Below are 13633 nucleotides of genomic sequence, written 5' to 3'. Positions count from 1 at the left end.
CGCGCGCGGACCGCCGTCAGCGGCCGGTCCGCCCGTACCGGCGCCGGAACTTCTCGACCTGGCCGCCGCGCTCGATCGGGCGCGCGGAGCCGGTCCAGAGCGGGTGGGAGTACGCGGAGATCTCGACGTCGACGACGGGGTAGGTCCGCCCGTCCGACCACTCGATGGTCCGGCCGGACGTGACCGTCGACCGCGTCAGGAACGCATCGCCGGTGCTGGAGTCCCGGAACACCACGGGGTGGTAGTCGGGGTGCAGGCCGTCCTTCATGCGGTTCCTCCGTGTGCGTCGTCGGTGAGGGTGGTCGCCGTGCCGGGCTCGCAGGGGTCGGTGTGCCAGAAGCCGAAGGGGTCGTCCCAGCTCCGCCAGGCGTCCTCGCCCTCGGCGAGCTCCTCCGGGGTGACCAGGGCGCGCTCGACCGCTGCCGCGAGCGCCCCGGGATCGGCGTCGTGGGCCAGGATCACGAGCTGCTGCTCCCGGTCACCGAAGCGCTCGTCCCAGCGCAGCGCCGACGCGATCCGCCGGTCCGGGCCGGCCTCGTCCCAGGCCTCCGGGCCGGCCGCGACGAGCCACGATCCGGCGTGACCGATCTGCAGCCCGCCGCCGGCCGACTCGACCCACAGCACGGACTCGGGCTGGGAGGCCACCCAGACGCGGCCGCGGATGCGGACGGTGCCCTCGAGCAGGGTGTCGAACGCCTCGTGGAGGCGGGTCGGGTGGAAGGGGCGGCGCTCCGCGATGTGCACCAGCGACACCCCGGCCTGCGCGGTCAGGGGCGGTTCGCCACGCAGCAGCGGGCCGTGCGGGTCGTCCGGGCGCCCCCGCCGCGCCGAGGGCGGGAGCCGGTCGACGATCGACGCCACGTCGGGCACGGCGGCGCCGCGTCCGAGCACGGTGCGCGTGGCCCGCGGTGCGAGCCGGTCGAGCACGGCATCGAGCCGCGCCCGCTCCCACCCCTCGGGCGCGCGGCCGGCGAGGAGCAACAAGTCGGCGAACTCGGCCTGCCCGACCACGATCTGCGCGACCGAGCGCTCGTCGTCCGTCGCGAGGCCGAGCCCGCGCTCGACCAGTGCGTCGTCGGAGGTGGCGTCGTCGATCCAGGTCGCCGCGTCGAGCACCGCGACGACCGCCTCGATGTCGACGACGTCGAGCACGGTCACGTCCTCCCCCTCGGGAAGGACCAGGTCGAGCGTCTCGCAGACGGACTCGGGCTCCATCCCGGGATCGAGCAGCAGGACGATCCGCCGGACCGTCGGCTGCCGACCGAGACGCAGCAGCAGCGGGAGCACGTCCTCGCGCAGCGTGCAGGAGATGCAGCCGTGGGCCAGTTCCAACGCCGTCCACGCGCCGCCCGGGTCGATCCCGCGGGCGATGCGCCGGCGGACGACACCCTCGGTCAGCCCGGACAGGTCGTGTTCCACGAGGACCGTGCCCGGTCCCTGCAGCAGAGCGCCGGTCCTCCGCACGTCCGCGCGCGAGGCGCCGCAGACCATGACGAGGCCGGTGCGCGGGTCCTCAGCCATGTCAGGACCTCCCGTCGAGATCATCGTTCCCGTTCTGAGGGCAAGCGGCCGGACGCGAGCACGACCGGCAGGACGGCGTAGTGGCCCGGCTCGTGGAGGAGGTTCTCCGTGCTGTCCGGAGCGAGCAGACGCTCGATCTCGGCGAGGTCCTCCGGCGTCATCCCGGCCCGCACGCCGTGGGAGCGGATGGAGGCCAGCAGCTCGGGGTGCACGCCCCGCCCCAGGTACGCGCGCCCGGCCGGGTCCTCCCCCGGGCCGATCACGCGGGCCACGGATCGGAGCCCCACGTCGCGCAGGCCGGCGTCGACGAGCCAGCGGACGTGACGTTCGGGATGGTCGGACCCCTCCCGGGGCAGGTCCCAGGCGAGCTCCGACGCGGTGTGGGCGAGTCGCTCGAGGCGGGTGCGGCCGGGCAGGAAGACCGAGCGGTGATAGTGCCCCGAGAGGATCGCGACCACGCCCCCGGGCGCGAGCGCGCCGGCCATCGCGGCCACGACGGGGCCCGGCGGGCCCACGTTGCCCGGCCACAGCAGCTCGCTGGACCACACCGCCGCGTAGCCGCCGGCCGGCGGGTCGGCGAGCGCCGAGGCGACATCGAGGGTTCGCAGCTCGGCCCGGTCGGCCACCCCGCGGTCCACGATCTCCCGGCCGGCGAGCGCGAGCGCCCGCGGGTCGACGTCGACGCCCACCACGCGACCCTCCGGCACCGCCGCGGCCAGGGCGCCGAGAGCCCCGCCGGCGCCGGTTCCCGCGTCGAGGACGACGCCGTCGCGCGGCAGGTCCAGGGCGTGCACGGCCTCCTCGATCACCGGGGCCATGACGTCGCGGTGGGAGAGCAGGTAGGCCTCGAGTGGCTCGAGCAGCGCGTCGGACGTCGTCTCCACCGAGGCCTCAGCCCTTCGGCCGCAGGATGCCGCGCTGGTAGGCCCGCACGAGGGCGCGCGGCACGAGCAGCTCCCGCCCCTCGACCGTGATCGGCACGAGGTCGGGCGGGGTCGCCTTCCACTGAGACCGGCGGGCGTGGGTGTTCGCGCGGGACATCCGGCGCTTCGGTACGGCCATACGATGATGATAACGGTTGTCGATAGTGGCCGCCTCCCGGGTCACGGCGAGGAGCGAGCCGTCACCACCAGGTACTCGGCGGGCACGTCGACCGGGCCACCGTCGGGCGAGAACACCGCCTCGATCGCCGCGAACATCTCCGCGGCCCGCTCGCCGGCTGCCGCCGCCGCGCCGGCGTGGGCGGGCGAGTGCTCGCGGAAGAAGGTCGTCATCGCCGTCGGGGTCGGGAACGACCACGGCAGCGCCGCCGACTCCGTGCGCACGTCGGTGAATCCGGCACCGGCGAGCAGGTCGCCGACCTCGTCCGCGTCGCCCCACGCGAACGGGTTCGGGCCGGGCGAGGCGCCTGCGGGTGGTGGCGGGAAGAAGCCGCCCATCGCCTGTGTCATGCGCGCCATCACGCCGTCGGCGGTCCAGGCGGTGAAGGCCAACCGGCCGCCGGGGACGAGGACCCGTCGCACCTCGGCCAGGGCCGCCGCGGGCCGGTCGGCGAAGATGAGGCCGAAGGAGGACAGCACGAGGTCGGCCGACCCGTCCTCCACCGGCAGCGACGCCAGGTCCCCCACGTGCCAGGTGACCGGGACGCCCCGGTCGGCGAGACGCCCACGGCCGGCCGCCACCATGCGCGGGGACCCGTCGACGGCCGTGACCGTCGCGCCGCGGGCCGCGGCGGCCTCCGCGACCTGGCCACGACCGGCGGCGACGTCGAGCACCCGATCACCGGGACCCGGCGCCGCAACCTCGACGAGGCGGTGGCCCGCGGGCGCGAGCCGCTCGCCCAACGGGCCGTAGTCGACCATCCCCCACAGGTCGTCAGCAGTGGTCATGACTCCTCCTCACGAGATGTCGGTCGGCGCTCGCGACCGCACCTCCGCCGATCACACCGATGTGAAAATCATTATCATCGACACACTCTGCCCGACGGCCACCCCTGGGTCGCCCGCTGCGGCCGCTCCCTCCCGGGCACGGGCCGGCGGAGCACGACCGGCCCGGCGCGACCGACGCGAGCCCGCTCGTGAGCCCTCACCGCGCGACCAGCCCTGGACAGCAGGAGTAGGTGACCCTAAATTCTTGCGTACGGCGTATACCGAGGAGGGACCGTGACCGACACACCGACGCGTCCGACGGAGGTGCGTCGTCGTGGCCGCGGCCTGCTCGACCTGCCCTCGATCGTCGACGTCGCGCTCGCGATCGCCCGCAGCGACGGGCTGGCGTCGCTGAGCATGCGCCGCATCGCCGACGAGCTGGGCCGCTCCCCGATGGCGCTCTACCGCCACGTCGCCGACCGCCAGGCGCTCGTACTGGCGATGCTCGACGCGGTGGCGGCGCGCATCGTCGTCCCGCCGCGCCACGACGACGTCCGGGCCGAGATCACGGCCCTGATGCACGCGGTGCACGACGCCGCCCGAGGTGAACCGTGGCTCGTGCCCGCCCTCGTGCAGGAGGGGCTGGCGAGTCCCCGCATCCTGCCGATCATCGACCGGACGTTCGGCGCCCTCGAGCGGGTGGGCCTGCACGGGGCGGAGGTGATGTCGGCCCACGCACTGCTGTGGGAGTTCGCCTACGGCGAGCTGCTGACCTCGCACCACGACCGGGCCGACGCCTGGAACCGGCGGATGGTCCGCGCCTCCGACCCCGAGGACTTCCCGGCACTGCACAGGGCCGTGCGCGCCGTGGACGACGCGCGCGGGGACGCCCCGCCCGATCTCTTCGCCGCCCACCTGCAGACCGTCCTCGACGGCCTGCTCGGCGGGCGCCCCACCCTGGGAGGAACGTCATGACCGGAGTCGGGGGTGCGCGGTGACCGCCGCCGCGACCGAGACGGTGGCCAGAACCGACATCACACCCGCCACCGCTCCGCCGGACGTCGATGGCCGTGCCCGGGCTCGGCGGGAGAACGCGGCGCTGACAGCGCTGCGCGCCCCGGTCGTGTGGAAGATCCGCATCGGCTGCGTCCTGGGGGCGCTGGGCGCGCTGTGCGCCCTGGTGCCCTTCGCCGGGCTGGCGGAGCTGGGCGCGCTGCTGCTGGCGCCGGGCCCGGTGGACACCGGCCGGGTCGCGCTCGTCGCCTGGCTCGTCGCCGCGGCCCTCGGTACCCGCGGGCTGCTGCTGGGTGCCGGGCTGACGCTCACCCACGTGGCCGACCAGCAGTTGCAGGGCATCCTGCGTCGGCGGATGGTCGACCAGCACGGCCGGGTACCGCTGGGCTGGTTCAGCCAACGGTCGTCGGGGCTGGTGCGCAAGGCCGCGCAGGAGGACGTCGACGACCTCCACCAGCTGATCGCCCACCACTCCGTGGAGCTGACCGCGGCCACTGTCCTGCCGGTCGGCGGCCTGGCCTACCTTCTCTGGCTGGACTGGCGCCTCGCCCTGCTCGCGCTGGTCACGCTGCCGTTCTACGCCGCCGCGTACGCCTGGATGATGCGCGGTTACGCGGAGAAGATGCAGGAGATGAACGCCGCGTTCGGGCGCATCAGCGCGGCGGTGGTCGAGTTCGTCAGCGGCATCGCCGTGGTCAAGACCTACGGGCAGGGCCGGCGGGCCAACGAGAGCTTCCGCCGCGCGGCCGCGGACTTCGGCCGCTTCTACGCCGAGTGGGTCCGCCCGATGCTGCGCCTCGAGGCGGTCAGCTCGATGGCGATCGGCGCCCCGGTGGTCGGGCTCGTCGCCGGCGGCGGCGCGGTGTGGTTCGCGGCGGAGGGCTGGGTGACGCCGATCGACGCGCTCACCGGCGTCCTGGTCGCGCTCGTCGTCCCGACGACGATCATGGCCATGGGCTTCGGCGCCCAGAACCGGCGCACCGCCGCCGCCGCGGCGCTGCGGATCCACGAGCTGCTCGAGACCCCGACCCTGCCGATCACCGACCACCCCCGGGAGCCGGTGGGCCACGAGGTCGCGTTCGACGGCGTCCGGTTCTCCTACGACGGGGTCACCGACGTCCTGCACGGCGTGACGCTGCACTGCGCGCCGGGCACGGTGACCGCGCTCGTCGGGCCGTCGGGGTCGGGGAAGTCGACGCTGGCCACCCTGCTGCCCCGCTTCCACGACGTCCGCGAAGGCGCCGTACGCATCGGCGGGGTCGACGTCCGCGAGATCGCGCCCACGGTCCTCTACCGCCACGTCGGGTTCGTCCTGCAGGACGTGCAGCTCGTCCACGGCACCCTCGCCGACAACGTCCGGCTCGGACGACCCGCGGCGGCGGAGGACGACGTGGGCCGGGCGTGCCGAGCCGCCAACATCCACGACCGGATCCTCGAGCTGCCGCGGGGCTACGACGCCGTCGTCGGCGAGGACGCCCGGCTCTCCGGGGGCGAGGAGCAGCGCGTCTCGATCGCCCGGGCCCTGCTCGCCGACACGCCCGTGCTCGTCCTCGACGAGGCCACGGCCTTCGCCGACCCCGAGTCCGAGGCCGCGATCCAGGACGCGCTCTCGGTGCTCGCGGCCGGCCGCACCGTGCTCGTCATCGCCCACCGGCTGTCGACGATCACCGGCGTCGACCGGATCGTCGTCCTCGACGGCGGCCGGATCGTCGAGTCCGGTACACACGCCGAGCTGCTCGCCCTCGGTGGCACCTACGCCCGCCAGTGGGACGCGCACGAGGGCACGTCGCCGGAGAGGACGGTCCAGGCATGATCTCCGATCTGCTCACGCTCCTGGGGCACCAACACCGGCGCCGCCTGTACACGTACTTCGGCTGGGTCACGGCGTACGGCGTGCTCCAGGGGATCGCGACGGTCCTGCTGGTCCCGGTGTTCTCCGCGCTGCTCGCCGGCGACACGGGGCGAGCCCTCGGCGGTCTCGCGGTGGTGGCGGTCGCGGTGATCCTGGCGTGCCTCGCGCACTACGTCCAGGCGATGCAGGGGTTCGCCGTGGCGATCGTCGTGCTCACCTCCATGCACGAGCGGATGGGCGACCACGTCGCGACGCTGCCGCTGGGCTGGTTCACCTCGGAGAAGGTCGGGCGGCTCTCCCGCACCGCGACCGGCGGCACCACGATGGTCGCCGGGCTGTTCGCGCACCTGCTCACTCCGGTCGTCGTCGGGGTGGCCACACCGGCCACGATCGTCCTCGGAATGCTGTTCTTCGACTGGCGGCTCGCCCTGGTCGTGCTGCTCTGCACCCCGCTGCTGTACCTGGCCTTCCGCACCGGCGCGCGACTGGTCGGGCGCGGTGACGAGCTGAACGACGCGGCGGCGGTGGAGTCCGGCAACCGTGTCGTCGAGTTCGCCCGGACCCAGCGGGTCCTGCGCGCGTTCGGACGGGGTACCGACGGCTACGCACCGCTGGACGATGCCCTCGAGCACCAGCGCGCGACCGGCCGGCGGGTGATGTGGTACGGCGTCGTCGGGATCGTGCTCGGCGGGATCACGGTGCAGTTCGCCTTCACCGTGCTGCTGGTCACGGGCGTCGTTCTCGCCGTGACCGACCAGGTCGCGGTGGCCACGGCGATCGCGCTCGTCGCACTCGCCGCGCGGTTCACCGGTCCGCTCGCCGAGATCGGCGACTACGCGGGCGTGCTCAAGATGGCCCGCAACGACCTGCGCCGGCTCACCGTGATCCTCGAGGAACCCGCGCTGCCGGAGGCGTCCGCGCCGGCCGCGCTGCCCGAGCCGGGTGCGCTCGAGCTCGACGGTGTGACCTTCGGCTACGACGCGGATCGTCCGGTCCTGCGCGGGGTCGACCTGCGCATCCCGCCACACAGCATGACCGCCCTCGTCGGCGCCTCCGGCTCCGGCAAGACGACGATCACCCGCCTGCTCGCCCGGTTCTGGGACGTCGACGCCGGCGTCGTGCGCGTAGGCGGCACCGACGTGCGCGACCAGCCGACCGAGCAGCTGATGTCCCAGCTCGCCCTGGTGTTCCAGGACGTCTACCTGTTCGACGACACCCTCGAGGCCACCATTCGGGTCGGCCGGCCCGACGCCACGGCCGCCGAGCTGGCCGAGGCCGCACGGCTCGCCGGCGTGACCGAGATCGTCGACCGGCTCCCGCAGGGCTGGCAGACCCCGGTCGGCGAGGGCGGAACCGCGCTCTCCGGCGGGGAGCGCCAGCGCGTCTCGGTGGCCCGGGCCCTGCTCAAGCAGGCCCCGATCACCCTGCTCGACGAGGCCACCGCCGCGCTGGACCCGGAGAACGAGCGATTTCTCACCGCTGCGCTGCGGACCCTCGCGGAGCGCAGCACGGTGCTCGTGATCGCCCACCGGTTGCCGACGGTCGTGACCGCCGACCGGATCGTCGTGCTCGACGACGGCCGTGTCGCCGAGTCGGGCACGCACGCCGAGCTGCTGGCCGCGGGCGGCCCCTACGCGGCGTTCTGGGAGTCCCGGCGCCGGGCCCGCGGGTGGCGCCTCGTCGGCGCGTCCGGGAGCTGACGGTGCCCGCGACCGCAACGACGACGCCGAGTGCGTCGCGGCGGTGGCACCTCACCTCGCGGACCACCGGACCGTCGTGCCGGTGACCGGGCCGTCTACCGCGATCCGACCCTGGCCGCCCACACCGTGCGTGTGGTCCGGGCCGCCGAATCCTCCCGGTGCGCCAGGCCCTCGGGGTCGTCGGGGTCGAGCAGCCGGTCGAGCGCGGCCAGGTCCTCGCCGGGCAGGGCGTCGGCGAGCGCACCGCGCAGGCGGCGCAGCCCGCCGTCGGCGTACCGGACGACGGGGTCGGACCCGGAACCCTGGACGATCACCGTGTCCGACCGGCGTGCCTCGACGGTGAACCCGGCGGCGGCCAGCGCCGGCGCAAAATCGGCCCCGCGGAAGGGCATGGCCTCCCCGGTGCGCCGGTCGATCACGTCGTGGGCGCGGGCCTCGAGACCGGTGCAGAAAGCGGGGCCGTCCTCGGGCAGGAAGTACGGGAAGCCGTCGGGCTCGACGACGACGAGCAACCCACCCGGAGCGAGCAGATCGTGGAGGCGGCTCAGGGCGGCCTCCGGGTCGGCGAGGTGGTGCAGCGACGCCGAGGCCCAGACCAGGTCGGGCCGAGACACCTCGGGCCAGACGTCGTCGAGGTCGGCGAGCACCGTCGTCACCCGGTCGGTGGCCCCGACCGAGGCGACCTTGTCGCGGACCCGGCGCAGGTGGCTCTCCGACGCGTCCACCGCGGTGACCCGTGCGCGCGGGAACCGCGCCAGCAGCGCCACCGTGCCGCCGCCCGGCCCGCACCCCAGGTCCACGATCCGTTCGGCACTCGCCGCCGGGAGCCAGTCCACGATCGATGCGGTGTACGCGGCGAACACTTCGGTGTCCAGGTCGAGGACGTCTCCCATCGCGTGGTCGTCCTGCTCGCCGTGCCCGTGGTCTTCCCTGGTCGAGGTCATCACCGGAAGCTAGCCAGGCCGCACGCCGCGACCAACGGTACTTGCCGGCATGGCAAGTCCGGTCCGTCCCACCCGCGTCCTCGGTGACTGCGACAATGATTGTCATGTCGCTGACCCAGTACCGGATCGAGCGCGACGGTGTCGATCGTCTGCTCTTCCTCATGCACGGATACACCGCCGAGCAGCATCACCTCGCCTCCTACGTCCCCCTGGTCGACCCCGGCGAACGGTTCACCGCCATCGCCCCGCGGGGGCCGCTCACGATGCCCGACGGCGACGGTGCCGGCTGGTGGCCGCTCGACACCGAGACCTTCGAGCACGACCTCTCGGGCGTCGAGCCGGCGCTGACGGCCCTCGAGGCGTTCGTCGCCGAGGAGGCCGACAAGGCGCGGATCCCGCCGGAGCGATGCGTCCTCGGCGGGTTCAGCCAGGGCGGGTACCTGGCGCTCGCGCTCGCCAACAAGTCGGACGCGCCCCGCTACGCGGGCGTGTGGGCGATGTGTTGCGGGGCGCCGAGCAAGCTCGGTCTCGACATCGACCTGTCGGGCGGCGACGGTCGCCCGGTGCTGTTCCAGTGGGGCACCCGGGATCCCGTCATCGGTCTCGATCAGCCCCGTGAGGCGATCGCCGCGCTCGAGGCCGGGGGATGGGACGTGCGCCACCACGCCTACGACATGGCGCACAGCCAGACGATCGAGATGATGATCGACGCCAGGGACTGGCTCGCCCGGGTGTTGTGAGAGCGCCGGCGACGCCGACAGCCGCTCGACGCGGGTGACCGGTCACCGCGTGGCGTGGATCAGGAAGCTCTGCGGGACACCGGGGGTGTCCCGCGGGAACGTCGGACCGGGCCACCGTCCGAACCGCGCGCCCACCTCCGAGTAGAGCGACACCGTCGCGTGCCATCCGCGAGGCCGGAAGAGGTCATCCTCGGGCCGATCGGTGCCGAAGCGCCACGGGAAACCCTGGGCCGCGAGATGGTCGAGCCACGGCGCCGTGTCGGGATCGTCGAGCAACGACCGACCGACCGTGTCGGTCAGGAGCTCGCTACCCGACGCGGAGAGCCGGGTGATCTCGTCGAACAGCCGGTACACCTCGTCGGGGTGGAGGTAGAAGATCAGGCCCTCCACCAGCCACACCGTGGGCGCAGCCGACTCGAACCCGGCAAGGGACAGAGGGCTCGCCCAGTCCTCGGCCAGGTCGACCCCGACCGGGCGCCGGGCGCACCGCGGCGTGGCGCCGAACTCGGCCAGCGTCCGGCTCTTGAGGGCCAGCAACTCGGGTCGGTCCAGCTCGTACACGACCAGCGACTCCGGCAGGTCCAGGCGGTAGGCCCGGGTGTCCAGCCCTGCGGCCACCAGCACGAGCTGCGCCGCCACCCCACGGGCCCCCAGCGCGTCAATCAGCGCGTCGTCGTAGAACCGCGTCCGGATCGCGAACCCCGGGCGGTCCGACGTCCCGCGCATGCGTGCGGCCAGCTCATGACCGGCCTCGCCGGCCAGCGCGCCGGCCAGCGGGTCCGCGATGAGCCGGTCCGGGCGCTCGGTCTCGCGGGCTCGCTCGGCGGCGGTCCACCGGGCGGTGGCGGCGAGCCGATCCAGGTCGTCCGTCACGAGGGGGGCGGACTCGGCACCCGACCCCCGCCGCGACCGTCCCCGTGCACCTCGCGGCTGACGTCGGTGGCGACCGCGTTGATGGTGATGTCGTCGAGCAGCAGGAGGTCCCGCTCCCGGGCGAGGCGACCGAGGACCGCTCGCACGGCCTGCGCGGCGCGCTCCTGCGGCGTCGAGGGCTCGGTCGACGGGATCAGCCACATGCGCACCACAGTCGACGATGACAACCATGTTCGTCAAGCGAGACGACGACCGATCCCGTCCGGCCGGGCAGGTCGGATCCAGAGTGACAACGGTTACCGTTCGTGTATGCCGAAGTACGTGATCGAGCGTGAGCTGCCGGGAGCCGGATCGCTGTCCGACGACGAGATCCACGGCATCAGCGCCACCAGCAACGACGTCCTCTCTCGGATGCCGGACGTGCAGTGGGTACAGAGCTACGTCACCGACGACAAGCTCTACTGCGTCTACATGGCCCCGGACGCGGACAGCATCCGCGCCCACGCCGAGGAGGGCGGCTTCCCGGCGAACGCGGTCAACGAGGTCGCCCGCACGATCGACCCCACCACCGGCGGTCGCTGAGTCCGCTCGGTCAGGGAGGAGACGCCGGTGGTCGGCTCGACCCAGCGCACGTAGGCGTCCCGCAGGGCGGCGGCCGCGGCGTCACTCATCCGGCGTGGCCTCGACGACCGACATCGCGGCCGGCGCCGGCAGCTGCGTCACCGACCGCACGGTGAAGCCCGACGTCGCACACAGGTCGCGGAACTCCGCCTCCTTGCGCTCCCGGCCGCCGACGTTGACCAGCATGTTCACGTCGCTCAGGTACGTCGTGGCCGGCAGGGCACCGTCCACCCGCTCGGGCAGGATCGGCTCGACGATCAGCAGTCGGCCGGTCGGCGGAATCACCCGGCGGACGTGCCCGAGCAGGAGACGTACCCGGTCGTCGTCCCAGTCGTGCACGACGCTCTTGAGCAGGTAGACGTCCGCGCCCTCGGGTGCCGCGGCGAAGTTGCCGTGGGAGACCGTGCAGCGCTCCGACACCCCGGCCTCCGTGAGGACCGGGGCCGCCTCCGCGGAGCCACTCCGGGGTGTCGAAGAGGACACCTCGCAGGTGGGGGTGAGCGGCGAGGATCCCCGCGAGGAGGGTCCCGTCGCCGCCACCGAGGTCGGCCACCGTGCCGGCGCCGGAGAACTCGACGACGCCGGGCAGGACCTGGGCGGTGAGGCGCCCTGCGACACCGGTCGGGACGAAAGGCGTCGATCCTTCACACCGATGATAATCGTTACCACGATGACTACTGTCGAAGCGGTTGATAACGAGTCGCACGACGAGTACGCCCCGTCGGCGCCGTACCTGCACCTGCTGAGCCTGCCCGCCTGGACCCACCTGCGGGACGGGGTCGTCGCGGAGCTGCAGGCCGTCGACCCCAGGGCGGGCACCGTGGTGGAGCTGGGTCCCGGCACGGGCATCGGCACCGAACTGCTCCTGGAGACCGTGCCGGCAGCTCCCGTGCTGACGGCCGAGCCGTCGGACGCCCTGCGTGCCGTGCTCATCGGCCGTCTCGCCGCGCACCCCCAGGTCCACCGGCTGACCGTGCGGCCGTGCCGCGCCGAGCAGCTCGAGCTGCCAGATCGGATCTCGGCTGTGCTGGGCGCCCACGTGCTCGGGCACATGGCGCCCGACGCCCGCCGCCAGCTGTGGCGTGCAGTGGCCGAGCGACTCGCCTCCGGTGCACCGGTGGTCCTCACCGTGGAGCCACCGGCCGTCGCGGAGGCGGTACCGGAGCTCCCGCCGTTCGACGTTCACGCGGCGGGTCTCGTGTACCGCGGCACCGGCAGCGCGGTCCCTCTCGGGCCCGGCACGGTGCGCTGGCACATGCGCTACGCGACTCTCGACGGCGATCGCGTCGTCCATCGTGCCGAGGCCACCTACCTCCATCACGTCCTGTCGCGGGAGCAGCTCGCCGACGAGCTCACCGACGCCGGCCTGTCGGTGGGCGACGGTCCGCTCGCCGGGACGCAGGACGGCCTCGTCGCCCGGGCCCCCGGTCCGGTCCCCGCGGTGACCGGGGCGGGACGGCTGCGCGCGCACTCGATGCTCGCCGACCTCGGACGGGCCGACGACTGGCGACACCTGCTCGCCCACGAGGCCGCCGTCGAGAGCGGCCTGCTCGACGCCCTGCCCGGCACGGCAGGCGACCTCGCGGCGCGCACCGGGCTGGACCCGGACGCCGCACGTGCCGTCCTCGGCCTGCTCCGGGCCGGCGGCGACGTCGTCGGGGACGCCGGCGCCGATGCCGTCCTCCGACGCCCGGAGCGACCTCGCGACGACGTGGAGCAGACGCTGCTCCTCACCCAGGCCCGGGCGCTGCGCCGCTGGTCGCAGGTCCTGGCCCCGCGATTGCGCACACGCACGGCCGGGCCGGACGGCGCCGTGACCCCGGCGCCGCTGCGCCTCGACGCCCTGGCCGCCGTCGCCCGTCCCGTCGTGGGCCCGGTCGCCGAGGCGTGCCTGCGCCGACTGCCCGCCGGGACCCGGGTGCTCGACCTCGGCGGGGGCCACGGCGTCTTCGCACGGGCCCTGGCCGAGCGCGGGGCGAGTGTCGTGCTGCAGGACCTGCCGGCGGTGGTCGAGAGGGTGGGCCCCGAGATGGCGGCCGCGGGGGTCGCAACCATCGGGGCGGACCTGCGCGACGAGCTCGCGCCGGGCCCGTTCGGACTGGTGCTGCTCTCGACGGTGACGAACATGTTCCCCGGGGACGCCTGCCGCGACCTGCTCACCCGCGTGCACGACGTCCTCGTCCCCGCCGGCGGCGTCGCGATCGTCAGCTACCTGCGGGGCCGGACGGCCGTGGCGGACGCCTTCGCGGTACAGATGCTCTGCTTCACCGACGGGGGCGACGCGCACGACGAGGCGGCCTACCCGCCGCTGGCTGGAGGCAGCGGGCTTCACGGGGGTCGAGGTCACCGACCTCGACGAACCTCCCCAGACCCTGGTCCTCGCTGAACGGCACGGCGACACGTCCTCCTGACGCTTCTCTCGAAATGCCGTATCGCACTATTCGCATATCACCAACGACAGTTCTCCCCGCGTCAGGGAACGGCCGGTCCGTCAATTCCT

General features: G+C 73.9%; 15 protein-coding genes. 6 read left to right on the top strand and 9 right to left on the bottom strand.

What is annotated here, in order from left to right; genetic code table 11:
- Positions 1-16: 16 nt before the first annotated feature.
- The 5 genes from ACYX4T_RS27465 to ACYX4T_RS27445 are packed head-to-tail and all read right to left on the bottom strand — an operon-like array spanning position 17 to position 3410.
- The gene (locus ACYX4T_RS27465) at positions 17-268 is read right to left on the bottom strand and encodes a type B 50S ribosomal protein L31 (RefSeq protein ID WP_476012378.1); all 252 of its coding nucleotides are present in this window, start codon (positions 266-268) and stop codon (positions 17-19) included.
- Positions 265-1521 carry a ribosome hibernation factor-recruiting GTPase MRF gene (gene mrf / locus ACYX4T_RS27460; protein WP_476012377.1) on the bottom strand — a complete coding sequence of 419 codons (1257 nt, stop codon included), beginning with the start codon at positions 1519-1521 and terminating at the stop codon, positions 265-267. The genes ACYX4T_RS27465 and mrf overlap by 4 nt, the downstream gene beginning before the upstream one ends.
- A 20-nt stretch (positions 1522-1541) precedes the next feature.
- Complete coding sequence (locus tag ACYX4T_RS27455) at positions 1542-2405, bottom strand: SAM-dependent methyltransferase (protein WP_476012376.1); 864 nt, start codon at positions 2403-2405, stop codon at positions 1542-1544.
- A gap of 7 nt (positions 2406-2412) precedes the next feature.
- Positions 2413-2583, bottom strand: coding sequence for a 50S ribosomal protein L32 (gene rpmF / locus ACYX4T_RS27450; protein ID WP_476012375.1), 171 nt, complete (start codon positions 2581-2583; stop codon positions 2413-2415).
- Between the two features lie 41 nt (positions 2584-2624).
- Complete coding sequence (locus ACYX4T_RS27445) at positions 2625-3410, bottom strand: class I SAM-dependent methyltransferase (RefSeq protein WP_476012374.1); 786 nt, start codon at positions 3408-3410, stop codon at positions 2625-2627.
- A 273-nt stretch (positions 3411-3683) separates the two neighbouring features.
- Here ACYX4T_RS27445 and ACYX4T_RS27440 point away from each other — a divergent pair, with 273 nt between their 5' ends.
- From ACYX4T_RS27440 to ACYX4T_RS27430, 3 genes are read left to right on the top strand one after another with little or no spacing between them, the layout of a single operon-like run.
- On the top strand, positions 3684-4364 hold the full coding sequence (locus ACYX4T_RS27440) for a TetR/AcrR family transcriptional regulator (protein WP_476012373.1): 681 nt from the start codon (positions 3684-3686) through the stop codon (positions 4362-4364).
- Positions 4365-4383: 19 nt separating this feature from the next.
- On the top strand, positions 4384-6216 hold the full coding sequence (locus ACYX4T_RS27435) for an ABC transporter ATP-binding protein (RefSeq protein WP_476012372.1): 1833 nt from the start codon (positions 4384-4386) through the stop codon (positions 6214-6216).
- Entirely contained in the window at positions 6213-7955 is a 1743-nt protein-coding gene (locus ACYX4T_RS27430; protein WP_476012371.1) for an ABC transporter ATP-binding protein, read from the top strand. The genes ACYX4T_RS27435 and ACYX4T_RS27430 overlap by 4 nt, the downstream gene beginning before the upstream one ends.
- Positions 7956-8050: 95 nt before the next feature.
- Here ACYX4T_RS27430 and ACYX4T_RS27425 read toward each other — a convergent pair whose 3' ends face one another.
- The gene (locus ACYX4T_RS27425) at positions 8051-8899 is read right to left on the bottom strand and encodes a class I SAM-dependent methyltransferase (protein WP_476012370.1); all 849 of its coding nucleotides are present in this window, start codon (positions 8897-8899) and stop codon (positions 8051-8053) included.
- A 104-nt stretch (positions 8900-9003) separates the two neighbouring features.
- Here ACYX4T_RS27425 and ACYX4T_RS27420 point away from each other — a divergent pair, with 104 nt between their 5' ends.
- Positions 9004-9639 carry an alpha/beta hydrolase gene (locus ACYX4T_RS27420; RefSeq protein ID WP_476012369.1) on the top strand — a complete coding sequence of 212 codons (636 nt, stop codon included), beginning with the start codon at positions 9004-9006 and terminating at the stop codon, positions 9637-9639.
- Between the two features lie 42 nt (positions 9640-9681).
- On the opposite strand, the gene ACYX4T_RS27415 is transcribed toward ACYX4T_RS27420, so the two are convergent.
- Together ACYX4T_RS27415 and ACYX4T_RS27410 are read right to left on the bottom strand one after the other, a co-directional pair.
- Positions 9682-10512, bottom strand: coding sequence for an SAM-dependent methyltransferase (locus tag ACYX4T_RS27415; RefSeq protein WP_476012368.1), 831 nt, complete (start codon positions 10510-10512; stop codon positions 9682-9684).
- Positions 10509-10715, bottom strand: a complete 207-nt coding sequence (locus tag ACYX4T_RS27410; protein ID WP_476012367.1) for a hypothetical protein — start codon at positions 10713-10715, stop codon at positions 10509-10511. Before ACYX4T_RS27410 ends, ACYX4T_RS27415 begins: the two co-directional genes overlap by 4 nt.
- Positions 10716-10821: 106 nt before the next feature.
- Between ACYX4T_RS27410 and ACYX4T_RS27405 the strand changes: the two genes are divergently transcribed.
- Positions 10822-11094 carry a DUF4242 domain-containing protein gene (locus ACYX4T_RS27405; RefSeq protein ID WP_476012366.1) on the top strand — a complete coding sequence of 91 codons (273 nt, stop codon included), beginning with the start codon at positions 10822-10824 and terminating at the stop codon, positions 11092-11094.
- A gap of 81 nt (positions 11095-11175) precedes the next feature.
- Here ACYX4T_RS27405 and ACYX4T_RS27400 read toward each other — a convergent pair whose 3' ends face one another.
- Entirely contained in the window at positions 11176-11616 is a 441-nt protein-coding gene (locus ACYX4T_RS27400; protein WP_476012365.1) for a methyltransferase, read from the bottom strand.
- A 187-nt stretch (positions 11617-11803) separates the two neighbouring features.
- Here ACYX4T_RS27400 and ACYX4T_RS27395 point away from each other — a divergent pair, with 187 nt between their 5' ends.
- On the top strand, positions 11804-13519 hold the full coding sequence (locus ACYX4T_RS27395; protein WP_476012364.1) for a methyltransferase domain-containing protein: 1716 nt from the start codon (positions 11804-11806) through the stop codon (positions 13517-13519).
- The last annotated feature ends 114 nt before the right edge of the window (positions 13520-13633 follow it).

It is taken from the genome of Actinomycetospora sp. ABD4_176 (genome assembly GCF_056311855.1).
This window is presented reverse-complemented; position numbering and strand designations above follow the sequence as displayed.

Coding starts and splice junctions, on each gene's coding strand:
- ACYX4T_RS27410 (WP_476012367.1), bottom strand. CDS start 10,715: ATGTGGCTGATCCCGTCGACCGAGCCCTCGACGCCGCAGGAGCGCGCC.
- ACYX4T_RS27425 (WP_476012370.1), bottom strand. CDS start 8,899: ATGACCTCGACCAGGGAAGACCACGGGCACGGCGAGCAGGACGACCAC.
- mrf (WP_476012377.1), bottom strand. CDS start 1,521: ATGGCTGAGGACCCGCGCACCGGCCTCGTCATGGTCTGCGGCGCCTCG.
- rpmF (WP_476012375.1), bottom strand. CDS start 2,583: ATGGCCGTACCGAAGCGCCGGATGTCCCGCGCGAACACCCACGCCCGC.
- ACYX4T_RS27465 (WP_476012378.1), bottom strand. CDS start 268: ATGAAGGACGGCCTGCACCCCGACTACCACCCCGTGGTGTTCCGGGAC.
- ACYX4T_RS27430 (WP_476012371.1), top strand. CDS start 6,213: ATGATCTCCGATCTGCTCACGCTCCTGGGGCACCAACACCGGCGCCGC.
- ACYX4T_RS27395 (WP_476012364.1), top strand. CDS start 11,804: ATGACTACTGTCGAAGCGGTTGATAACGAGTCGCACGACGAGTACGCC.
- ACYX4T_RS27445 (WP_476012374.1), bottom strand. CDS start 3,410: ATGACCACTGCTGACGACCTGTGGGGGATGGTCGACTACGGCCCGTTG.
- ACYX4T_RS27405 (WP_476012366.1), top strand. CDS start 10,822: ATGCCGAAGTACGTGATCGAGCGTGAGCTGCCGGGAGCCGGATCGCTG.
- ACYX4T_RS27420 (WP_476012369.1), top strand. CDS start 9,004: ATGTCGCTGACCCAGTACCGGATCGAGCGCGACGGTGTCGATCGTCTG.